The sequence below is a fragment of the Paenibacillus aceris genome, from assembly GCF_017874035.1.
Lineage (GTDB): Bacteria > Bacillota > Bacilli > Paenibacillales > NBRC-103111 > Paenibacillus_E > Paenibacillus_E aceris.
In genome coordinates this window covers 48,890-71,340 of record NZ_JAGGKV010000017.1, presented here as the reverse complement: position 1 = coordinate 71,340, position 22,451 = coordinate 48,890, and the positions used below count along the sequence as shown (strand labels likewise).

The window sequence follows — 22,451 nt, the reverse complement described above, 5'->3', positions numbered from 1 at the left end:
AACCGTACCGTTGAAAGTGTGACCCGCCATTTTTGCATCTTCACCGCCTCAGACAGGGAATCCCTATGCTAAAATAGAATAATAGATAGAATAGTAGAGTATTGTAGCATGACATCAGGGGGTACAGTAGATGAAAAGAACGTTAGTCGTAAGCGATATACATGGTTGTGTGGATGAATTCAAGCAATTACTTGTAAAAGTCAATTTCAATGCTGAGGAAGACCAACTTGTCCTGCTGGGGGATTATGTAGACCGCGGTCCAGACAGTCGGGGGGCGGTAGAATATGTCATGAGCTTAGTACGGGAAAAGGGAGCGATTGCGCTCAAAGGCAATCATGACCAGCGGTTCGTAGACGTGCTTGGCGAGGTGGACCCACTGACGGAAATGAAGTTTTTTGAACACGGCGGTATCCAAACATTCCAAAGCTTCTGTGGATCCAACAATCTCGATTTGAAGCAATCCAAAGAGCGGATTTTGGGAACTTGCCGCGATCACATAGACTTTCTGAGCAGTCTCCCGCTCTTTCATGAGGACGAGGGTCACATTTATGTGCATGCCGGGCTAAATCCCACATACATCGACTGGAAAACGCAGCCGGAACGGGACTTTTTGTGGATTCGGGCACCTTTTGTCCAGCAGCGGACGGTTGTGAAAAAGACGGTCGTTTTCGGCCACACTCCAGCCAAGGATATTCACGGCAAAGCGGATGTATGGTTTGATCGTGATAAAATCGGCATTGACGGCGGTTGCGCGTACGGCTTCCAAATCAACTGCCTGGAGATTAAGGGAAATAATCAGTACACGACCCACTCGGTCGCTTCGAAAGGCAGCTGGAAGTAATCGCTGTACAGGTATCTCTGTTCAAGATCTTTGTATACGCTCTCTGCTCAGGATCGCGGTGAATGATCGGACTCGCTTTCGGAGACCCTTTTAGCAAGAAACGTCAAGAAAAGATAAGTTAAATCACGTACACTAGGGTTAGCAGCTGGAGGGGGCAAAAAAGATGGGCACCGATTACGATACGCAGATTCAGGCGACGTTGGATTATATTGAGGACCATCTTGCGGAACCTTTGTCCGTGGAGGGGCTCTCGCGTGTAGCTTGTTTTTCTGAATTCCATTTTCATAGAGTCTTTCAAAGCATGGTGGGAGATGCTGTGATGGAGTACGTTCGGAAAAGAAGATTAGCGAGAGCAGCCTACCAAATCGCGCATACGGATCAAAAGCTGATCGATATCGCCCTCGACCATGGGTTCCAGTCCCACGAGAATTTCACGCGGGCATTTAAAAAGGTGTTTGAGCGTACGCCGCTTGCGTACCGGAAACAAGGCATTGTGACGCCGTTATATGCCAAAGCGAATGTGCTGCAAAGGAAATTCAATCCCTATTTAGGAGGCATCCGCATGGAATATCAATTGAAAACGAAGCCGGCTTTTAAGCTAATTGGGTACGAACTGAAAACGTCCTGCAAGGAGGGGCAAAACCACCGCGACATTCCAGCTTTTTGGACTTCGTATCTGCAAGAGAATAAAGGCAGCCGCATAGGCAACCGCGTTCATACCGATTCGCAGGTTGAGCTCGGGCTTTGTACGGACTTTAATATGGAAACCGGGGATTTAACGTATCTGATCGGGATGGAAGCTACAAGCTTCGAGGATGTGCCCGCCGACCTCGTGTGCCGTGAATTTCCGGAGGCCAGGTATGCTGTGTTTACGACACCTAAAGTTACGCAAGATCAGTTTGTGGCATCCATTCAGAGCACGTGGAAGTCTATTTTTGAAGAATGGTTCCCTCATTCGGGCCTTGAGCATGCAGGCGGCGTGGAATTTGAACTGTATGACGATCGCAGCAACTCCTTCAAGCACGATCTGATTCAAATGGACATCTACATTCCGGTCAAAGAAAAATAACAGCTTGTAAACAAATAACCATCATTTGTAATCGAAATGCAATCTTGTTTTCATCTGGGCTTAAGGTTCAGGACCTATAATGAAATTCGACCCCCTTTTAATATATAAATACTTTAAGACCCGCAGCCCGTTGCTGTGGGTCTCTTTTTTTTATGCCAATGTTAAAAGGATACGGACAGATAGCTCAGTGAGCCGACTTCATAGCTGCGGTGAATGATTTGAGGCGTACGTGCCGGGTCTCCGCTGCCCATCGCGATATAGAGCGGAATGAAGTGCTCCGGCCGCGGCACAGCCATGCGCGCATTCGGGGCTTCAGCAGCGTAGTTGAACAAGGCGTTCAGGTTCTGAATCTGCATGTTCTGCACGAGCCAATCATCAAAAGCGACGGCCCAAGCGTCCGGCTCTGTGGCTTCCCAATTCAGCGCACGCAGGTTATGCACGGTTGCGCCGCTGCCGATAATCAGGATATCTTCCTGATCGAGGCCGCGCAGCGCTTCCCCGATACGATACTGCTCGGCAGGAGGCAGGTAGGGATTCACGGAAACTTGAATCACCGGGCACACAGGTGTAGGGAACATGCGCAGCAGCGGCACCCACGAGCCGTGATCGAGTCCGCGCTGGGCATCCAAGTTCACTTGGATGCCTTTGGCTTGAAAGCGTTCGGCCAACTTTGCGGCTAACGCCTTATTTCCTCGGGCTTCATATTTGATTTGAAAAAGCTCCTTCGGAAAGCCGCCAAAATCATAGATCGTGTCGTACACATCATCGGTGGAAGAGATGGTTAAGACTTCTGTTTCCCAATGAGCTGTGAAAATGACGATGGCTTTGGGTGAAACCTTTTTGCCGTAATCCAAAAGAAATTCGGTACACGCTGTATCTTGAATAGCCATCATGGGGGATCCGTGTCCTACAAATATAGGTGAAATCATGATTAGTCACTCCCTTTAATTACATTTAATAACCTAGTTACTTTATGTAACTAATACTACGCCATAATGCTGTATTGGTCAAGTAAGTTATTTACTTTTTGTAAGTAAAATAGATGTGAATTAACTTACAGGGGATAGTATTCCCGGAAAGCTGGATTAAAAAAGACCATCCAGCCTGCTGTAAGCAACAAGGGGATGACCTTCTAACCTCAGGACATTTCAGTGTGCTTCTATGTTGTACTAAGTACAACATAGAAGAGCTTTTCCGCCTGCTTCTCATACTTTCATTGTACAAAGTGCAATCATTTCCTCCCAAATGGCCCGGAAACCGCGGATTCCAGCTGAAATGTTGCACAAAGTACAATATAGAGGAGTGATCAGGGCAAATTTCAGCCAAAATGTTGTACAAAGTACAACATAGAGAGAGCCTTACTGCCTAAGTCAAAAGAAAAACCTGGCCATGGCAGCCAGGTCTTTCATTAACTCTTTAATCTTGCTTCGCAGGATCGACCAATTCCAGCCCGGAAAACGGGTTCCCGCCGTCCTCATCGTCCGACTCCACGAATCTTTTGAGTGCGTTTAATTTGTTTTCCCAATAACGCTCATAATAAGAAAGCCAACGCTTGAGCTCCATCAAGGGCTCCGCTTCCAGCCTATAGCGGGTCTCGCGGCCGACTTTCCGCTCTTTCACCAGGCCGGCATCTGCGAGAATGCGCAGATGCTTGGATACCGCGGTGCGGCTCATCGGGAAGTGTCCGGAGATCACGGTGACAGGCAGCTCCTGCTCACGCAGCAGCTTCAGCACCTGACGGCGTGTCGGATCGGCAATCGCTTGAAACACGTCATGTTTCTGCGAGGGAACTGACATCTTACGCCTCGATGTACGCAGTGAGCTTCTTCACAATGCCAGCCCAGCCATTCGCCATGATCTCGCGAACCGCTGTATGAGGTTGGCCGAACTCCGTAACCTTATCAACATCCCAGCCGGAATGGATGAGGGTGAATTCAGTTTTGCCATCCAAGTCCGTTAATTCGAAAGTGAGCGACCAATCCTTGCCCCATGAAATGGAAAGACGGTTAGGCGGCGTAATGTCCGTCACTTTGCAAGGGGAGTTGCCGAAAGGTCCGGCTTCCAAGTGGAATTCATAGCCGGCTTCCGGCTTGAAATTATTCGGCATGAACCAAGCTGCGATGCCATCAGAAGTCGCAACGGCATTCCATACTTTTTGGATCGGCGCATTTAAGACTAGCGTTTGTTTAATGTCTGGTAGTGTGTTAGTTGGATTGCTCATTATAAATACCTCCAGGGAATTGGTTATGATTTGGTTTTTACTTTATCTTGATGGCGGAAGCGGAGTGCTGACCATTTATCGTCTACAGCGACGTTGCTAACCGCACGGTACTCCGAGATGCTTGAAACCAAGGTAAACAAGCTGTCGCGGTTAATATCTGTTTTGACCTTCGAGCTTTGCTTTGGATAGGTGATCCAGAATAGGGCGTCGTCATTGAGATAAGGGATCACTTTAGGTACCCATTCTTCAACTTCGGCTGCACGGTTAACAAAAAGCTGAACGAATTCGTAGGTCCCGTTTGGCTCCTCAGGCTCTTCAATACCGAGCTTATAACCTTCGGGCGCTTGAAGTACGAGAGCTCGTCCTTGCTTATAGCGCAGCTTTTTTAGTAATTCTTCTTGCATCGCGGAAGCCTTCCTTTCCATGCTTGGCTTTTCATTTAGGTTGTCCAAAAGCACATTCATTCATGATGATGTGAAACCAAATGGTTACATATCGGATTATACGAAACCTTTTGGTTTCATGTCAAGGTAAAATCGAAAAGCGGCCAACCCTCTAAGGGATTAGCCGCCGTTTTAGGTGTTCACTTTTACCAGGCGTAAGCTTCCGGTGCCGGTTTGCCGGGTCCTGGGAAGATTTCATCCAGCTTTTTTAAAGTATCCTCGCTTAGCGTGACTTCAGGTACGCGTAAGGAATCTTGAAGCTGCTCTATCGTTCTCGGCCCGATAATTGGCGAGGTAACTGCCGAATGGGATAATACCCAGGCCAAGGCGACGACGTCTTCTTTTTCACCGATTTCTTTGCAAAGTGCTGAAAATTGCTCCAACTGGCTCCGGTGTTTCTCGATTCGTTCAGCGGAGCGCGCACTACGGGCGCCTGTACCTGCCAAGGCGTTACGGCCTAACAATCCTCCGGCGAGAGGACTCCATGGTATGACGCCAAGACCGAGCTTTTCTGAAGCGGGAAGCACTTCCAGCTCTGGCAATCTGGCGAGTAGATTATACATGTGCTGCTCGGAGACTAAGCCTAGGAAGTGGCGGGCTTTAGCCTCAGCTTGGGCACATGCAATATGCCAGCCTGCGAAGTTGCTGGAGCCGATATAATCGACGGTACCTTGATTTACCGCGGATTCAAATACCCCCCATAACTCATCCCAACTCACGTTGCGGTCGATATGGTGCATTTGATAAAGTTCTATATGGTCTGTCTGCAGTCTTTTGAGGGATGCTTCCAGATGACGCCTGATTTTGTAAGCTGATAAACCTCGTTCAGCATTCGGACCATCATGGGGATCGTTCATATCTCCATAGGCTTTTGTCGCAAGAATGACTTTCTCTCTGCGGCCTCCGCCTTGTTTAAACCAGCGCCCAATAATTTCTTCTGTCCAGCCTCTTTTTTCTACGCCACCGTAGACATTCGCTGTATCAAAAAAATTGATTCCCGCGTCTAATGCAGCATCCATGATTCTAAAAGCTTCTTTTTCCTCGGTTTCCGGCCCAAAGTTCATTGTTCCTAAACATAGCTGACTGACTTTTAGTCCGGATTTCCCTAAATACGAATACTTCATGATTCATCCTCCCACATTCCTCTAGATACTAGTAAATACTAATTATTATGAAGACTTGTACGTGATGATAGCTTCTATTCTATAGAAGATTCTATGTCTGTGAAAGTAGTGAAATATTTTAGAGTTGATGAGTTATACTTAAGCTTCTATAGGTAAAGTTACTAACTAACCATTCGATTAAAGGTTGAATTTGGAATTGTATACCAAATACATTTTATTCTTCCCCTCACCCAAAAAATCTGTTAAAATTACACTGAAATCGCTTACAGTGTTGTCTGGAATGATTGTAATACTTATACAATTGAGGTGATAACGGCATAAGACGAAGATCTATACGGGAGCAACGATAGCTTTATATCTGAAAATTGCAATTTTTCGCTTGGCTGCATCATCCGAAAACAGCACGCGTCATGTTTTGTTACATAATACCCGTGAGATTTCATTATTTTTAGACCTTTTGCAGTATATTTTTGTATACAATGCACCAAATGTCTATTCACGCGAAAGAAAATAAGGTATAATTTTCTTCGAAGGTCAAAAATGATGAAAACGGGGGATGCGGATGATTACTTCATCACATGTTGTGTATGCTTTAGTGACACTAAGCGTTATCGTCGTCATGTTGTTAAAACGAGGAGTCATCATTCCCACCTTAATTGGTACCTTCTTAATCGGATGGATCTATAAGGGGGATGTGATCAGCGGGTTTAAAGCGGTCTACAATGCCAATCTGACTGCTGCCAAAGAATTATTTACGATTTTCTTAATTATTACGTTTATGGTCGCTTTGCTAGCTTCCTTGAGGGATATCGGCGCAGACAAGCGCATGATTAAACCTATTCAGAAGCTAATGGTCAATGGTCACATCGCCTATATTGTTCTAGCTGTTGTTACTTATGTTATTTCCCTTTTCTTCTGGCCGACACCAGCCGTTCCGTTAATCGGAGCGCTTCTGATTCCGGCTGCGATTCGCGCAGGTTTACCGGCGATGGGAGCGGGAATGGCGATTGCCATTGCTGGACAAGGTATGGCGCTGTCCTCTGACTTTGTCATGCAGGTAGCACCGATGCTTAGCGCGAAGGGCGCAGGCATTGATACGGCTGCAGTCGCCGATAAAGCGATGATCCTATCTTTGATCACAGGGGGCGTAGCGCTTACCGGGGCTTACTTGATGAACCGGAAGGCGATTCGCAAGCCTGAAAGCACAACGGCGGAAACTTCGAATCAAGTACAAGCTATCCGCGTGGTACAAGCAGCTTCCGAGTTTCCTGAAGCGGCCGCAACCGTTGAAACGCTGAGCCCATCTATCATCCGGTGGTCCAAAGTGTTCGCTGTGCTTGTTCCGCTTTCGATGCTTGCAGTTATGGCGGTTATGATTGCGAGCAAGCTAGGGCACAAGGGCATGAGTGGATTTGAAGGAGGAGACGGTGCAGCGTTTATCGGCGGTGTGGCTGTTATTCTACTCATTCTATCCTGTACGTTGTTCTCCAAAGTACAGGCATTAGACAAGATCAGCGAGCATCTAACAGAAGGCTTCGTATTTGCCTTTAAGGCAATGGGGCCGGTTATTCCGATTGCAGGATTCTTCTTCCTGGGAAATGCAGATTTCTCTAAAAGCATTTTATCCTTAGGTGAAGGCGATAAAGCGCCAGCTATTCTCTTTGATTTGGTTATGTCTGTGCAGCATTTGATCCCGACAAGCGGCATTTTAACTTCGTTTGGGTTGTTGATTATGGGGATTATTGCAGGTTTAGAAGGATCAGGCTTCTCCGGTCTTCCGCTAACCGGCTCGTTGTCCGGTGCATTAGCGCCAGCAGTAGGCATGGATCCGTCCACACTCGCAGCGATCGGTCAAATGGGATCGGTTTGGTCAGGCGGAGGAACGCTTATCGCGTGGTCATCTCTTGTGGCGGTTGCCGGATTCGCCGGTGTCTCTGCCATTGACCTAGCTCGTAAAAACTTCCTGCCTGTCATTATCGGCTTAAGTGTTGCTACGATACTAGCTGTTTTAATTTGGTAGCCTTATAACGAGTAAACTGTAAAAAAAGAGCGCCAAGCCATTTACGTCGCAGACGATAGATGGTTAGGCGCTTCATTCCCTAATTGAGGGGCAGCCATTAGCTGCGGAATGATATCTTGGCATGATTTCACTAAAAGACGGGAGATCACCGCGGACATTTCATCAATAAACGTAAGACTTGTGTGCTCCATAACTTTATGGTTGAGCAGGCTGTGGTTGTTAATAATCCCTTTGATATGAATATGTCCAATAGGGGGAAGCTCTTTATTTAAGCTGACACCGGGCTGAAGCGGTTCCTCCACCAACTGGAGTGTCCCGATCTTATAGAACTGGCCAAGAGCAGCATCGACAGCGATCGTATAGGCTTGACTGTGTGTTTTGGTAATATGGGCAATAGTCTTCTGTAAATTAAGTGCATGTACGGGTCTTTCCAACGTTCCATAAAGATGAACATTACGGTTGCCTTCGAACCGCTCGGATAATCGACTCCCGACCATCGGGCCTAGAGAATCCCACGTGTAACGATTGGTACCGACGCAAATAATGACAATTTCGGCGAATTCCGGTTTCGATAAATAATGATTCGTTAAAGCTTCGGACAAATAGGCGACAGATTTCTTATCAAGGTAATGAATGTGACGCATCATAGGGTTAAATCACCTCCCTTTCTGTAAGTAATATACTCCGTGTACATGTGAAATATTATTAGACTTCTTCAAGGTGCAGAAATCATAAAAAGTACTATATCCTAATATAATCTTTGGTATACAATATACACAAGATAAAAAGGAGAGTGGAATGATGTCGAATGCTTATATTTTAACACAAATGACATGGCCAGAGGTAGAAGCTGCGCTCAAAACGGTCAAAATTGCGATCATCCCCTTGGGCGCGCATGAGCAGCATGGCCCGCATATGGTAGAAAGCTGCGATGCTGTTCTTGCAGAAGAAATGGGGAAAAGGCTAACGGCCAGGTTATATCCTGAGGCGTTATTAACACCTACGATTAATATGGGGGTGTCACCGCATCATCTTCATTTCCCAGGTACGATTTCATTAGAGCCTTCCACCGTAATTGCGATATTGCGCGATATAATTAAATCATTAAAAAGTCAGGGGATTGAGAAGTTCTTGGTCATCAACTCTCATGGCGGTAATCAAGCGACGCTCGGTGTGGCAGCAGATACGTTAACAGCTGAACTGGGAGTGTCTTTCTTCTACGCTAAAACGACGGCTTCAGCCAAAGATGTGATGGACAAGCGTATTGAATCTAAGCTATATGGTCACAGTTGCGATCGCGAAGTTTCCGAAGCGATGTATTTGGCGCCTCATTTGGTTCGTCCGGATCAACTGGAGAAAGGCGACATTCAAGAGGGACGCTGGAAAAAGCTTCGCCCCGGCAGTCCTATTCAAGGTTTCTATTACTATGAAGAAATGACACGCAACGGCTGTATCGGTGATGCCACGAAAGCCAGCCGGGACATCGGAGAGGAGATTGTTGAGACGGCCCTTGAGCGGTTGACTCAAGCCGTCAGAGACATGTTATAAACTTATGAAGCATGCACTGTTTATTGCAGCTATCGCGGCCTACCTTGTCTCGGAGATCTACCCAAGTGAGTGGCTTACTTGGGTCCAGTCTGTACTTAGTCTGGTCATTATTGCTGTTGCCTTTCGCTCAATCAAGCCGTTCGTCCGACTATTAGGTACTTCCTTCTTAATTACGGGTGCCCTTCTTCTAGCGGCAAACGGAGCGTCATTGACGGTTTACGTGCTTGGTTTCGGCAGCATGCTGAACATTCTAAGCCTATTTGTTTTAATCCCGATGATCGCTCTGCCTATTGAGCTGGGACAATACGCGGTGAGAGTACAAGCGATACTGTACAGCAAAGTTAAGCACTCCGGCATGCTTTATTGTATTACTTCATTATTGTCCTATATATTGAGCTCGTTTATGAATTTAGCCACACTTCCCATGATGTATCATAGCATTCATCCATCTTTACAATATTATCCTATTAAGCAAAAAGACAGATTTATTAGCCGGGCGATTACTCATGGCTACAGCATGCCAATTCTATGGACGCCGGTAGCTCCGATCGTAGGGATTATTGTGGAGATGACGGGCGTAAGCTGGAGCTCTATTCTACCCATTGTCATTCCGTTCAGCTTGTTTGGTCTAGCTTTGGACTGGTTGATGGGGACATGGGTCGCTAACCGCAGGCTTAAGAAGATCAGTTTGAACGCGCTTGAAGAAATTTCGGCTGCCAGGGAAAATGCCGTCGGGCAACAGGCTAATGGTTCCGCTGAGGGCAAGGGGAGTCACCCTGGGCAAATTCTTATCGCTATCGTTGTGCTTAACGTTCTGGTCTTTATTTTGGAACGGTTTACACATATGGGCTTTTTACTGTTAGTTTCCATTATTGTTATTCCATTTGCTTATATATGGTCCCTGATGCTGGGGAAAGGCAAGGCTTTTATAGCGAAAAGCCGAATTTTGCTGCCTTCCCATGTGCTGAAAATGAAGGATCAATTCTTTGTCTTCTTGAGCGCCGGGTTTATGATCTCAGCCATCAAGACGACAGGAAGCAACCATGCGATCAATGAGGGAATTATGGCGATTCAGCATGTTATCGGGTCTGATCTGTTCTTGCTCATGATACCGCTAATTCCTTTGGCTCTGGCTTTTATCGGGCTGCATCCGGCAGTAGGATTGGCTCTGGCCGCAGAATCTTTAAATCCGCAAGCGTTGGGGATATCCGCTCAGCTCATGGCGATTGCCATGCTTACAGGGGCAGCCACGGCATTTTTGATGGGGCCTTACAATGCTACAGCAGGGATGATGTCAAACTTGATAGGCAAGAGCTCGTACAAGGTATCTAACTGGAATGCGCCGTTTACAATTGCTTATTTATTCATGGCGATGTTGCTTCTAATCGTCTTAAAAAAAGTGGGTTGACAGGTTAACCCAATCTAAGCAATAATAAGTCCATGAAATAAATTTGGTATACCAAATACCATATACCAAATAATCGACGAGCTTATCTACTACACTTTACATTTTGAGAGGAGAGTTTAATATGACAACAGCAGCAACTGAATCCCATTTGATGAACAAAGAGGAATTCCGCTATGCACTCGAGCAAGCCATTGAAGGTAACGCCGTTGCTAAAGCTCCTTTTACAACAATGTGGGCAAATGGTGAATTGAAAAAAGAACATTTCGCTAGATGGGTAGAACAGCATTACGCTTATGTAGGTCCATTTGCAGAATACCTGGCTTACATTTATGCCAACTGTCCGCATGAGGATGCAAGAGACTTCATCCTGCAGAACATGTGGGAAGAGGAACTCGGCGGCGACCGCCACACGGATTTACTCATCCGTTTCGGTGAAGCTTGCGGGACGACTCGCGAACGCGTTGAATCAATGCAGCATCTGCTTCCTGAAACCATCGGTTTACAATCCTGGTGCTACCGGATGGCCTTCAAAGAAAATTTCTTATTCGCTACAGCAGCGCTGGTTGTTGGACTTGAATCTCAAGTGCCTGCCATTTACCGCAGACAAACACCAACACTTCGCAATCACTACGGCTTCACAGATGAAGAAGTGGAATTCTTCGATTTACATATCGTATCCGATGAGATCCACGGTGAGCGTGGCTACCAAATCGTACTCGAGTATGCTAGGACGCCTGAAGATCAACAACGCTGCATCAAAATTGTAGAAGAAGCTACGAAAATGCGCAGAATGTACATCGCAGCGATCTCTCGCGAATTTTGCCTAGAGTAGTCCTTATCATTGCTTATCTCATATAAACGTTCATAGAAAATAGAAGGTTAAACGGTTCCCGGGAAGCAGCATTTCTCGGGAATTGGTCTAACTAGCATACTAGACCCTGCTTTTGAGCCGACATTGGTATTTAAAGAGAAAGGGGATTGACATGGCAGCAACGGAGACGGCAGTGCAAACGTTCAAAAACTTAATTAACGGGGAATGGGTAGAGGCAGTAGGCGGCGAAACCTTCACCACAACCAACCCTGCTAATGTGAAAGATATCGTAGGAAGATTTCAAGCTTCGACGGAAGAGGATGTTATCCAGGCCATGGAGGCTGCCGAACAGGCATTCAAAACTTGGCGCCACGTTTCTCCCACGAAGAGAGCGGAAATTATGTATAAAGCAGCGGATTTGCTAGAGGCAGGTCTGGAGCAATACGCCGAAGAGCTGACACGCGAAGAAGGAAAGACAATTGCGAGCAGCCGGATGGAAGTGAAACGCTCCGCACAAACGTTAAGATACTACGCTTCGGAAGGACTGAACGTTTCCGGCGAAACACTCCCGTCGGATGATGCAACGACTTTCGTATACACACGCAAAGAACCATTAGGCGTCATTTCGATTATTACACCATGGAACTTCCCGATTTCGATTCCGGTCCGCAAAATTGCACCAGCCTTAGTTACAGGCAATACGGTCGTATTCAAGCCGGCATCCAACACACCGCTAATTGCTTACCGTTTAGTGGAGGCGCTTCATAAAGCCGGACTTCCGGCAGGTGTGATCAACTTCGTGACAGGCTCCGCTTCGAAGACAGGCGTACCGCTGGTCACTCATCCGGCCGTCAAAGCGGTTACTTTCACGGGATCAACGGGTGCAGGAGAGAAGATTAATCGTCAGGTGCGATTGTCTACACGCGTGCAGTTGGAACTAGGCGGTAAGAACCCGCTGATCGTCATGGACGATGCGAACTTGGATCATGCGGTAGAACTCGCAGTGAAGGGTGGATTTGAGCTAACGGGTCAAGCTTGCACCGGTACGAGCCGAGTAATTATCATGGACGCGGTTCATGATGAGTTTGTTCGGAAGCTTGTAGAGAAGACCAAGCAGCTTACGGTGGGTAACGGTCTTAGCAAAGGCGTTGAAGTCGGTCCGCTGGCGAATGAAAGCCAACTTCGCAATGTGTTGGATTACGTCGCCATAGGCAGAGCAGAGGGCGCTGAGCTGGTCGTAGGCGGCGAGCAAATCACAGAGGGCGAGTACGCGAATGGTTACTACGTAACGCCTGCCGTGTTCGTAGGGGTTGCACCTGACATGCGCATCGCGCAGGAAGAGATTTTCGGACCGGTCATCTCGGTGATCCGTGTTGCCAGCTTCCAAGAAGCGATGGATATCGCGAATGACGTGGAATTCGGCCTATCCGCAGCAATCTGCACGCTAGATGCAAGCAAGATTCAACATTTTATCCAGAATATCGAGACAGGCATGGTGAAAATTAACCGTCCGACTACCGGCAATGCTTATAATGCACCATTCGGCGGAGTGAAAATGTCGAGTACAGCGACTTACCGCGAATCCGGTCGTGCGGCACTTGAATTCTACACGCAAATCAAAACGGTATACCACGGCGTATAAACGATAGATTCATAATGGAGGATCTCATATGAAATCGGTATTAAAGCTTGAGCTGGAAGAAGCTAAAGTGATGATAGAAGCTGCGAAGAAGGCGGCAGCAGAAGTGAACGCTTTGGAATCTATCTGTATCGTGGATGATGGCGGATATATCGTTGCTCTGGAACGTATGAACGGCGGACGGATTACCGGCCCTGAGATTGCAACGTCCAAAGCTTTTACGGCAAGCGGCCATAAACGCTCGACGCATCTGTTTAACCAACCGGGAGGACCTGCGACAACAACCGGAGAGGCATTCGGCATACATGTGATGATGCCCGGTAAATTTGCGATCTTCGTCGGCGGATTCCCGATTGTCGTGAATGGCGAAGTCATTGGAGGCGTAGGGGTCAGCGGAGGTAACGGGGAGCAGGATACAGCGGTCGGCACCGCGGCGTTAAAGGCTCTGCAGCAGTATTTAGGCAGTGAGTACGATGTCATGACACAAGCGGATATTAAAAAATAAACGCGGTTCGTTCCTTATGAAACTAGCTGCAATGGAGAGGGAAGAGGGAAGATGGCGTACTGGAATCTGTTCCTCGGGTTTTTCCGGATTGGGCTTCTGGGGTACGGCGGGGGGCCAACGATGATCCCCTTGGTTCATGCGGAGGCTGTTCAGAAGTATCAGTGGATGACGGACGATGAATTTACAGATGTGCTTGCGATGGGGAATGCGTTGCCTGGCCCGATCGCCACGAAAATGGCAGGTTATATCGGCTACAAAGTGAATGGCTATATGGGCGCATTTATTGCGATTACAGCGATGGTCATTCCCGCGCTCATTGGTATGATTTTGCTTCTAGGACTCATTTATAAATTAAAGGATTCCGGTATTGTAGGCGGCATGACGCACGGCATTCAGCCGGTCATCGGCGTGATGATGGCGGTTATGGCCTACGATTTCTTCAAAAAAGCTTGGCAAAGCTGGGTGAAAAGCAAAACGCTGGCGTGGACGCTCATTTCGATCATTGCGCTCGTTTTGCTTAACTTAAACCCAGGATTACTGATTGGCATCGCGCTTGCTTACGCGTTCACTGAGTCCACCTATTTGACTAACAAAAAGAAGCGTAAACAGCAGCAGGGCAATTCAGACAGGGGTTTTTCCGCATGACGCTATTAGAAATATTTTGGGCCTTTTTTGTTCCTAACATATTAGGTTACGGTGGCGGGCCGCCGATTATCCCGTTGCTTCAGGCAGAAGTGGTTGATCATTTCGGATGGATGAGCATGGAACAGTTCGGCGATGTGCTGGCTCTCGGCAATGCCCTTCCAAGTCCGATCGCCACCAAGCTTGCAGGATATATCGGCTACCAGGTGGCCGGCATTCCCGGCGCGTTAGTCGCGCTAATCGCTACCATCCTGCCGACGGCTCTTGCGATGGTTCTCTTGTTCAAGTTCATCAACTTTTTCAAAGGAGCTCCGCAAGTCATGGCGATGACACTAATCGTTCGTCCAATCGTCGCTGTTCTGCTCGGCACATTGGCGCTGCAGTTTTTCACCAGCGCCTATCAATCGGCGGGAATATGGCAGACGGCCTTGCTTGCAGCGGTTAGTTTTGTTGCTCTGGAGAAATGGAAAGTACATCCAGCGGCTGTTGTGGGGCTGGGTTTAGTGTATGGAGCTTTTGTTCTGGGATGATCCGGCAGGTATACCCCACATTCTAATGTTGATTGGTTATGGTGTATCGATTAAACTGTAAGAAAACGCATACGCGGAGGTATACCATATGCCGGACAATCCAGTGATTTGGAAAGAAGAGGAATTAAGCCCGATCAGGGATAAAGTGTATCAATATATTAAACAAGCTATCGTTCAAGGTATATACAAATCAGGTGACCGGATTATCGAGAGGGAATTGGCCGATCAATTAAATGTTAGCCGCACTCCCATCCGGGAAGCACTGTTTCGGCTTGAGTCACAAGGCTTCGTAAAGACGCTTCCGCGTAAGGGAGTGGTTGTCTCTAAACTATCTCCGGATGAGATAATCGAAATATTCACGATTTTGTCATCTCTTGAAAGTCTGGCCGTGAAGTTGGCCGTCAAGAAAGTCGAACAGGCTCAACGAGAGGAACTAAGCCAAATAATTGTAGAGATTGACACTGCTTTAGCAAAACCTACGTTCGAGCAATCCGACTGGAAATATCACTTTGAGGCGAACGAAGTTATTTTCCGTGCTGCGAAGAGCCCGAGGTTAACGCAAATGTTGGACGGTTTATCCGACTATATCCGCGCTTTCGTTCATGTAGGCTACGAGCTTCCTGGGCGCCAACGCAAAGCGATGGAGGAACACAGAGAAATTATCAAAGCCGTTCTGAACGGTGAAGCGGAGTTTGCTGAAAATTTAACGAAAATTCACGTCGAAAATTCTAAAAAGGCCTACATGGAAGCTTTAGAAAGAGAATAAAGACCGTGATTGCCTATATTCATGCTGCTGTATGGAGGTTGTGATATGCCGAATGTGACATTACACCAGAATGGCCAAGTGTATCAACAAGAAGTGAATGAGAACAGTAACTTGGTGGTGTTAGCGGGAATTAAGAAATTCCCCCATCTGAAATATGGCTGTGGTATGGGTAAGTGCACGAAATGTATGGTGAAAGTCGTTACCGGCGGCGATAAGCTTCAAGAACCCAATTGGAAAGAAAATAAGATGCTGGGCGATAAAATTAATGAAGGATTTCGTCTAGCATGCCAGTTATATATTTCGGAAGATATTGAGCTCCGACAGGAATAGGGACAGTCAGAGACAGCAGCCTATATGGGGGATGACTTATTGTGCAACTACATGGACAAGTTGAAGCCAGACTCGAAGAACTGAACATTCTGCTGGACTCTCCGCCTAAACCAAGTGGGAATTATCTGCCTTATACCCTTTTGCCTCCTTTGATTTATTTAAGTGGCGTAACCCCGAAGGCGGGTGGAGTGCTTCAATACAAAGGCAAAGTAGGACAAGAGTTTTCCAAAGAAGAAGGTTACCAAGCAGCCAGGCAATGCATGATTAATCAACTAAGTACTTTAAAGTTTATTCTGGGAGATCTGAATCGCATAACCGGCATCGTTAAAATGGAAGGCTTCATTAATGCGAATCCTGGGTTTCACGATCTGCCTTACGTTTTGAATGGCGCCTCAGATCTGTTAGTTGAAGTATTCGGAGACAGAGGGCTGCATGCCCGGTCCGCTATTGGCGTTGCTACGTTGCCCGGCGGTGCTGCAGTAGAAGTAGAATTGATTGTGAGTTATGAGTAAAGTGATTCAACATATATAAAATAATTGAGCGGAGGGCTTCATATGAGCGAATATATTCTAGTATCCACAACTGATCGTTACCGGACGGTGACGAATAATCCGAACTTAGAGTTAGTGGCAGCATACGAGTATTACTTCTTCGGCAAGAAAAAAACACTGTTTGAAGTATGCAAAATTGTTGGTGAAGATACAAGAATCATCATTCAAGGGGTTTCTGAGAAATTCGCAGACAACAGCATTCCGCTCAAGGTATTTCCAAAGTTTGATTCCACCGCTCAGATTGAGAAAGAGATCTATGAACTGGATGTCGACAAGGACAGTAAGATTGTGAAAATAGCATAAAGTAAAAGCGCAGGCTCTGGGAGCTTGCGTTTTTTTTAATTTAGATTTATCCCATGCAAAAAAGCAGTCCTCTCGGACTGCTTGCCTGATTTTCAACCTATTGGGCTGCGTTAATTCTTCGTTGGGCGATTTTGTTAAGACGGCTAAGATCTTCTTCGCCCCAGGAGATCGTCACGTCACCGGTGATGAAAGTTTGGCAGGCGAGGCGGAAACCTTGGTCCAGCTTCTCCTGACCGAGTCGGTCGACTTCCTTTTTCATAATTCTGCTTAAGTGTTCATGCCCGTCCACGATCTGTACACGGCAAGTTCCGCAAAGGCCACCGCCGCATTTGTAAGGTACAGACCCTTCATATCGGATCGATGTTCTTAAGAGATTGGCGTCTTTTTCGACTTCTATCGTTTTTCCTGATGTAAGATAAGTCACTGATGGCACTTGGCATCCCCCCATGTCTTAGTAGTGTTAGTATATCACATTTAATTGGTTTATGGTATACCAAATACATTATTTTTGATATGATAGAGAAACAGAGGAAGCAAACTTGAAACCATTAACCATTACAGGAGGATTCATGACTTATGATAAAAGTAGGCATTATCGGATATGGAACCATCGGTGAGGATGTGGCTCGCGTTATTTTACAAGGAGATGCGGGGGCTGCCCAATTAAGGGCGATACTGGTCCGTGACGAGAATAAATATCCTGATGCCTGTCATCCAGGATCAGGATGTGTGATGACTTCGAATGAAGATGTGTTCTTTGCCCAGGAACTTGATGTTGTTGTGGAGAGTGCCGGCCATGAGGCCGTAGTGAAATATGGCGAGAAAACTCTGGCGTACGGAGCGGATCTTATTTTGGTCAGTGTTGGCGCACTGGCTGACGAGCCGCTGCTGCATCGGATCATGAAGAAGGCACGGGAAACAGGCAGGAAAGTGATCGTTCCTTCAGCCGCAATTGGAGGTTTAGATCGGATCGCAGCAGGAAGTGTAGGCCCGATGGACGAAGTAACACTAGTGACAAGAAAACCTCCTAAGGCTTGGATTGGCACAGTTATCGAGCAGCAGGTGAATTTGGCTGAATTAACGGAGCCATTTTGCGCGTTTGACGGAGTGGCACGCGATTCCGCCCGCTTATTTCCGGAGAGCGTGAATGTTTCTGCGGCACTAAGTCTAGCTGGTGTAGGATTTGATCAGACCAAAGTGAAAGTATTCGTAGATCCTCACATCACCCAAAACACGCATGAAATCGAAGCGAAGGGGAAATTCGGTCAAATCAATCTGCAAATTAGAAACACGCCTTCCGCCGGCAATCCAAAAACCGGATATATCGTGGCGATGAGTGTGATCAAAACTCTTCGGGATTTAACATCATCTTTTGTCATTGGCATCTAAAAAAAGAGTAGAAATGAGGATCAGAACATGGCATATAACAGTATCATTCTGCGTCTGGAATTAAGTCTCAATAAAGTGAATTTTGGTGAGGTTGCTTCTACGATCACTAAAGCCGGTGGAGATATTACTTCCATAGACATCATTCGCCCTGGGCAGGAAGTAACCGTTCGTGACGTCACGGTAAATGTGGCTGATACAGACGAAACCAAAGTGGTGGAAGCGATTAAAGCGCTGGACGGTATTCGTCTCATCAACGTATCGGACCGAACGTTTCTAGCGCATCTCGGGGGCAAAATTTCTGTACAACCGACACTTCCAATCAAAAATAGGGATGATTTGTCCATCGTGTATACGCCAGGTGTGGCCCGCGTGTGCACAGCCATCCATGAAGATCCTCAAAAAGCATATTCTTTAACGATTAAAAGAAATACCGTAGCGGTCGTAACAGACGGTACTGCTGTATTAGGCTTAGGCGACATTGGCCCGCACGCAGCCGCACCTGTGATGGAAGGGAAAGCGATGCTTTTTAAGCAGCTTGCCGGGGTAGACGCCTTTCCGATCTGCTTGGACACACAAGATACAGAAGAGATCATCCGCACAATTAAAACGATTAGTCCTATTTTTGGCGGAATTAATTTGGAGGATATCAGCTCCCCGCGCTGCTTTGAAATTGAAACAAGGCTTACCGAAGAGTTGGATATCCCTATCTTTCACGATGATCAGCATGGTACCGCCATTGTTGTCATTGCCGGCCTCTTGAACGCACTCAAAGTCGTTGGCAAGCGGATGGACCAAGTTCGAATCGTCGTCAACGGGATTGGGGCAGCAGGCGTTTCTATCTGTAAAATGCTGCTGGCCGCAGGCGTGAAAAGGCTTGTCCCTGTTGACCGGGACGGCGCCATCATTCGCGGAGGCGAATACTCGCATCCGATGTGGGCGTGGCTTGCGGAGCAGCCGCAGGTTGAAGCTACTCCAGGCGGCTTACGCGATGTGATTAGCGGAGCGGACGTATTCATCGGAGTATCAAGAGGCGGGCTGTTGAGCGGAAGCGACGTGCAGAAGATGGCCCCGAACAGCATCGTATTTGCTATGGCGAATCCGGTTCCGGAGATCGATCCGAAGGAAGCACTCCCGCATGTTCGCGTATTTGCTACCGGACGGAGCGATTATCCGAACCAAATCAATAACGTGCTTGTGTTTCCGGGGATTTTCAGAGGGGCGCTCGATTGCCGTGCGCGCAGGATCAACGAACCGATGAAGCTGGCGGCGGCACGAGCGATTGCTTCCGTTGTTTCCGAAAGCGAGTTAAATGACCAGTACATCATTCCGAGTATTTTTAACGAGCAAGTGGTTGTCAAAGTCAGGAATGCCGTCGTTGAAGCAGCCATCTTAACGGGAGTTTCACGCCGTATTCCGCCGGATTTCAGATAAGCGTCGGCTGTTGCTATTTCAAAGAACCAAAGCGCCCAACCAAGGGGGCTTTGGTTCTTTCAATTTTGGGTATACCTTTATCAACGATCCCAAATCAGGTATAGTAATAAGAATAAATTGGCTGAACATAGCCGACACCGCACAGCATGTGGAACTGCAGTCCGCTATTTCAGCCAAAGTGGCACATTTCCGGGCGCAAGTGGAACTACAAGGTCTTATTTACCCGCTAGGCACCTCATTTCCGCCTAAATGGCAAAATAGAGGATCATAGTTTCCTCTCACCGACCCAAAGGCCATTTTCCGTCCAAATAGAGGACTGAAGTTTCTTTAGTCCAAACATCTAACTCGTGAGGGCTTTCCCGATCCATTTCTAGCCCCAAACCAAGGCCATACCAATGAAAAAACATACAAAACAAAGGAGATACTATGATACGTTTTGCAGTAATAGGAACCAACTGGATTACAGAGGAATTCATTCACGCCGCCCGCGAAACGGGAGAATTCACCTTAACAGCCGTGTACTCACGCACAGAGGAGAAGGCGGCGGAATTCGCCAATAAATTCGAGGCCGCTCACCGGTTTACGGACTTGGACGCTTTCGCGCAAAGCGACGCTTTCGATGCGGTTTACATTGCGAGCCCGAATTCGCTTCACGCACAGTATGCAATTCACTGCATGAATCACGGGAAGCATGTCCTATGCGAGAAGCCCGCAGCGTCCAATACGGCTGAGCTGTCCGCGATGATTGAGTCTGCGCGCAGCAACAAGGTCGTGTTCATGGAGGCGCTGAAGTCCACGCTCATGCCGAATTTCAAAGCGATTCAAGAGAATCTGCCGAAGCTTGGACCCATCCGCCGTTATTTTGCAAGCTACTGCCAATATTCCTCGCGGTATGATGCCTATAAGCAGGGCACGGTGCTGAATGCGTTCAATCCCATTTTTTCCAATGGCTCCTTAATGGACCTTGGTGTGTATTGCATTTATCCGCTCGCGGTGCTGTTCGGCACTCCGGAGCGCGTGCAGGCAAGCGGCATGCTGCTGGAGTCCGGTGTCGACGGTGAAGGCAGTCTCTTACTGAGCTACAAAGAGATGGATGCGGTCATCATGCATTCCAAAATCGCAAGCTCCTATTTGCCGTCAGAAATTCAAGGCGAGCACGCAACGATGGTCATTGATAAAATCAACCAGCCGGAAAAAGTGGAAATCCGCTACCGGGACGGTTCTGTGGAAAATCTGACGCGTGAGCAGAGTGATAGAACGATGCGTTACGAGGCAGAAGAGTTTATCCGCTTGATCCAAAGCGGAGCGTTAGAGTCCGAGACGAACTCACATGCCAATTCCAGCATCGCGATGGCGATTATGGACGAGGCTAGAAAACAGATGGGGCTTGTATTCCCCGCAGACCGCAAATAAATAAACCGAGCGATAGGCAGGAAACGGTCCTGAGTTCGCTCGGTTTTTTTTGTTATTTTATAGTACTGGAGGTCCGCATAGACTTGCCAGGCATTGACACAGGAGCGAGTACGGCTCCAGTCTCAGTGCTAATTCTTTTTCGAATCAGATGATATGCAACCCCGATAATGAGCCATACACCGCCCATCCATAAGGCGTCCCGATCAAGCAGCGACAGCAGATAACCAATGAAGCCGGCTCCCGCGAGCGGAAGTGCCAGATACAAAAACGTGGTCTTCACGGAACGTTGGTTTTCTTTGATGTATTTTTGCGCGATGACAGAAATGTTCACGAAGAAGAAAGCCGTTAATGCCCCGAAATTGACGAATTTGACCGCATTGTCCAAGGAGATGACGAGTGCCAAAAGGGAGACACAGCTGACGATCGCGATGTTGATCACCGGTGTGTTGAACTTTGGATGTAGAAAGGCAAACACCCTTTTGGGCAGAATGGAATCGCGCCCCATCACATAGAGAAGGCGGGAAACACTCGTTACGGACGACAAGCCTTGGGTGAAAATAGCGAGTATGAGTACGGTGATAAAGACGGAGCTGAGAGCGGCCCCACCTACAAGCTTCACGATCTCGAAGCCGGCTGAGTCCACATTGACGAAGGTTAGGTGCGGATAAATGAGCTGAGTTAAAACGGATGGCACCAAGTAAAGAATGCTGGCTGTAATAATGATAATCATGATGGCCCGGGGGATCGTTTTCTCAGAGTTGACCGTTTCTTCGGACATGGTTGTTACCGTATCGAAGCCTAAGAAAGAGAAGCAGATGATTGAAGCACCGGCCAGAATCGTGGAGAACGGTACATCGGTTTGAAGGAAAAGTCCCATCGGATGAACATCTCCCGTCAAATTGCGGAAAAGGAAGAAACAGAAGACAGCGATAAACAGAATTTGAATCCATACGAACAACTTGCTGATATTGGCGGAAAATTTAATGCCGATAACATTGACGATACCAAGGATTATATTGAGTCCTATGATCCAGACATAAGCCGGGACGGATGGAAACTGCGCGTGCAGATAAATGCCGAAGGTGAGACAAGCGATAATCGGGGAGAAAAAGTAATCCAGCAGCAGCGCCCAACCGACGAGGAATCCGAGATAGGGGTGGATGCTCTTTTTCGTATACGTGTAAGCGGAACCTGATGTAGGAAAAGATTTGGACATGACGCCATAGCTGTAAGCCGTGAAGAATATAGCGATGAAAGCGAGCAGGTAAGCCTGCGTCAGCATGCCATGGGCATTCTCGTAAGCAATCCCATAGATGGAGAAATAAATCATTGGTGTCATCCACGCAAGCCCCATATAAACGACTTGGTATAAGCTTAAGGATTTCCGTAGTGTGGCTTCGGTTGTCATGATGGAACACTCCCTTATCGTTAGTGCCTGTGATCAATCATCAGGGTCTGATATGCAAA

25 protein-coding genes are annotated in these 22,451 nt (G+C 47.3%); 17 read left to right on the top strand and 8 right to left on the bottom strand.

Annotation, left to right across the window (positions count from 1 at the left end):
- The first annotated feature begins 130 nt into the window (after positions 1-130).
- Both J2Z65_RS25175 and J2Z65_RS25170 read left to right on the top strand, forming a co-directional pair.
- A complete protein-coding gene (locus J2Z65_RS25175; protein ID WP_167055726.1) occupies positions 131-841 on the top strand; it encodes a metallophosphoesterase family protein in 711 nt (236 codons plus the stop codon).
- A gap of 163 nt (positions 842-1,004) precedes the next feature.
- Entirely contained in the window at positions 1,005-1,910 is a 906-nt protein-coding gene (locus J2Z65_RS25170) for an AraC family transcriptional regulator (protein ID WP_167055729.1), read from the top strand.
- Positions 1,911-2,071: 161 nt separating this feature from the next.
- Here the strand turns inward: J2Z65_RS25170 and J2Z65_RS25165 are convergent, their stop codons facing one another.
- The 5 genes from J2Z65_RS25165 to J2Z65_RS25145 all read right to left on the bottom strand — a co-directional run bounded on the left by J2Z65_RS25165 (position 2,072) and on the right by J2Z65_RS25145 (position 5,698).
- Entirely contained in the window at positions 2,072-2,839 is a 768-nt protein-coding gene (locus tag J2Z65_RS25165; RefSeq protein ID WP_167055732.1) for a DODA-type extradiol aromatic ring-opening family dioxygenase, read from the bottom strand.
- A 487-nt stretch (positions 2,840-3,326) separates the two neighbouring features.
- Positions 3,327-3,707 (bottom strand): ArsR/SmtB family transcription factor, encoded by a 381-nt coding sequence (locus tag J2Z65_RS25160; protein WP_167055734.1) that lies wholly within the window; start codon positions 3,705-3,707, stop codon positions 3,327-3,329.
- A gap of 1 nt (position 3,708) precedes the next feature.
- On the bottom strand, positions 3,709-4,131 hold the full coding sequence (locus J2Z65_RS25155; protein ID WP_167055737.1) for an SRPBCC family protein: 423 nt from the start codon (positions 4,129-4,131) through the stop codon (positions 3,709-3,711).
- 23 nt (positions 4,132-4,154) lie between these two features.
- Positions 4,155-4,535, bottom strand: a complete 381-nt coding sequence (locus J2Z65_RS25150) for a hypothetical protein (RefSeq protein ID WP_167055740.1) — start codon at positions 4,533-4,535, stop codon at positions 4,155-4,157.
- A gap of 185 nt (positions 4,536-4,720) precedes the next feature.
- A complete protein-coding gene (locus tag J2Z65_RS25145; protein WP_167055743.1) occupies positions 4,721-5,698 on the bottom strand; it encodes an aldo/keto reductase in 978 nt (325 codons plus the stop codon).
- A 556-nt stretch (positions 5,699-6,254) separates the two neighbouring features.
- Here J2Z65_RS25145 and J2Z65_RS25140 point away from each other — a divergent pair.
- Positions 6,255-7,718 (top strand): hypothetical protein, encoded by a 1,464-nt coding sequence (locus J2Z65_RS25140; protein ID WP_167055746.1) that lies wholly within the window; start codon positions 6,255-6,257, stop codon positions 7,716-7,718.
- Between the two features lie 41 nt (positions 7,719-7,759).
- On the opposite strand, the gene yyaC is transcribed toward J2Z65_RS25140, so the two are convergent.
- A complete protein-coding gene (yyaC, locus tag J2Z65_RS25135) occupies positions 7,760-8,365 on the bottom strand; it encodes a spore protease YyaC (RefSeq protein ID WP_167055749.1) in 606 nt (201 codons plus the stop codon).
- Between the two features lie 151 nt (positions 8,366-8,516).
- Here yyaC and J2Z65_RS25130 point away from each other — a divergent pair, with 151 nt between their 5' ends.
- The 11 genes from J2Z65_RS25130 (at position 8,517) to J2Z65_RS25080 (ending at position 16,751) form a co-directional block, all read left to right on the top strand.
- Positions 8,517-9,266 (top strand): creatininase family protein, encoded by a 750-nt coding sequence (locus tag J2Z65_RS25130; protein WP_342357358.1) that lies wholly within the window; start codon positions 8,517-8,519, stop codon positions 9,264-9,266.
- Positions 9,267-9,270: 4 nt separating this feature from the next.
- Complete coding sequence (locus tag J2Z65_RS25125) at positions 9,271-10,674, top strand: hypothetical protein (protein WP_167055752.1); 1,404 nt, start codon at positions 9,271-9,273, stop codon at positions 10,672-10,674.
- Between the two features lie 121 nt (positions 10,675-10,795).
- On the top strand, positions 10,796-11,506 hold the full coding sequence (locus tag J2Z65_RS25120) for an iron-containing redox enzyme family protein (protein ID WP_167055755.1): 711 nt from the start codon (positions 10,796-10,798) through the stop codon (positions 11,504-11,506).
- Between the two features lie 151 nt (positions 11,507-11,657).
- Entirely contained in the window at positions 11,658-13,127 is a 1,470-nt protein-coding gene (locus tag J2Z65_RS25115; RefSeq protein ID WP_167055758.1) for an aldehyde dehydrogenase family protein, read from the top strand.
- Positions 13,128-13,155: 28 nt separating this feature from the next.
- The gene (locus J2Z65_RS25110) at positions 13,156-13,629 is read left to right on the top strand and encodes a GlcG/HbpS family heme-binding protein (RefSeq protein WP_167055761.1); all 474 of its coding nucleotides are present in this window, start codon (positions 13,156-13,158) and stop codon (positions 13,627-13,629) included.
- Positions 13,630-13,680: 51 nt separating this feature from the next.
- Positions 13,681-14,274, top strand: coding sequence for a chromate transporter (locus tag J2Z65_RS25105; RefSeq protein ID WP_167055763.1), 594 nt, complete (start codon positions 13,681-13,683; stop codon positions 14,272-14,274).
- A complete protein-coding gene (locus J2Z65_RS25100; RefSeq protein WP_167055766.1) occupies positions 14,271-14,801 on the top strand; it encodes a chromate transporter in 531 nt (176 codons plus the stop codon). The genes J2Z65_RS25105 and J2Z65_RS25100 overlap by 4 nt, the downstream gene beginning before the upstream one ends.
- Before the next feature lie 88 nt (positions 14,802-14,889).
- A complete protein-coding gene (locus tag J2Z65_RS25095; RefSeq protein ID WP_167055768.1) occupies positions 14,890-15,567 on the top strand; it encodes a GntR family transcriptional regulator in 678 nt (225 codons plus the stop codon).
- A 45-nt stretch (positions 15,568-15,612) separates the two neighbouring features.
- Positions 15,613-15,897, top strand: a complete 285-nt coding sequence (locus J2Z65_RS25090) for a 2Fe-2S iron-sulfur cluster-binding protein (RefSeq protein ID WP_167055771.1) — start codon at positions 15,613-15,615, stop codon at positions 15,895-15,897.
- Positions 15,898-15,938: 41 nt separating this feature from the next.
- Positions 15,939-16,409, top strand: a complete 471-nt coding sequence (locus tag J2Z65_RS25085; protein ID WP_167055774.1) for an Atu1372/SO_1960 family protein — start codon at positions 15,939-15,941, stop codon at positions 16,407-16,409.
- A 42-nt stretch (positions 16,410-16,451) separates the two neighbouring features.
- Positions 16,452-16,751: a hypothetical protein gene (locus tag J2Z65_RS25080; RefSeq protein WP_167055777.1), complete on the top strand. Its 300-nt coding sequence runs from the start codon at positions 16,452-16,454 to the stop codon at positions 16,749-16,751.
- A gap of 97 nt (positions 16,752-16,848) precedes the next feature.
- On the opposite strand, the gene J2Z65_RS25075 is transcribed toward J2Z65_RS25080, so the two are convergent.
- On the bottom strand, positions 16,849-17,184 hold the full coding sequence (locus tag J2Z65_RS25075; RefSeq protein WP_167055780.1) for a 2Fe-2S iron-sulfur cluster-binding protein: 336 nt from the start codon (positions 17,182-17,184) through the stop codon (positions 16,849-16,851).
- 143 nt (positions 17,185-17,327) lie between these two features.
- On the opposite strand from J2Z65_RS25075, the gene J2Z65_RS25070 reads away from it, so the two are divergent.
- From J2Z65_RS25070 to J2Z65_RS25060, 3 genes are all read left to right on the top strand, one after another.
- Positions 17,328-18,140: an aspartate dehydrogenase gene (locus tag J2Z65_RS25070; RefSeq protein WP_167055783.1), complete on the top strand. Its 813-nt coding sequence runs from the start codon at positions 17,328-17,330 to the stop codon at positions 18,138-18,140.
- Positions 18,141-18,167: 27 nt separating this feature from the next.
- Positions 18,168-19,571, top strand: a complete 1,404-nt coding sequence (locus J2Z65_RS25065; RefSeq protein ID WP_167055786.1) for an NAD-dependent malic enzyme — start codon at positions 18,168-18,170, stop codon at positions 19,569-19,571.
- Positions 19,572-19,997: 426 nt separating this feature from the next.
- Positions 19,998-20,984, top strand: a complete 987-nt coding sequence (locus J2Z65_RS25060) for a Gfo/Idh/MocA family protein (RefSeq protein WP_167055789.1) — start codon at positions 19,998-20,000, stop codon at positions 20,982-20,984.
- A 52-nt stretch (positions 20,985-21,036) separates the two neighbouring features.
- Here the strand turns inward: J2Z65_RS25060 and J2Z65_RS25055 are convergent, their stop codons facing one another.
- A complete protein-coding gene (locus J2Z65_RS25055; protein WP_193580856.1) occupies positions 21,037-22,392 on the bottom strand; it encodes an APC family permease in 1,356 nt (451 codons plus the stop codon).
- Between the last annotated feature and the right edge of the window lie 59 nt (positions 22,393-22,451).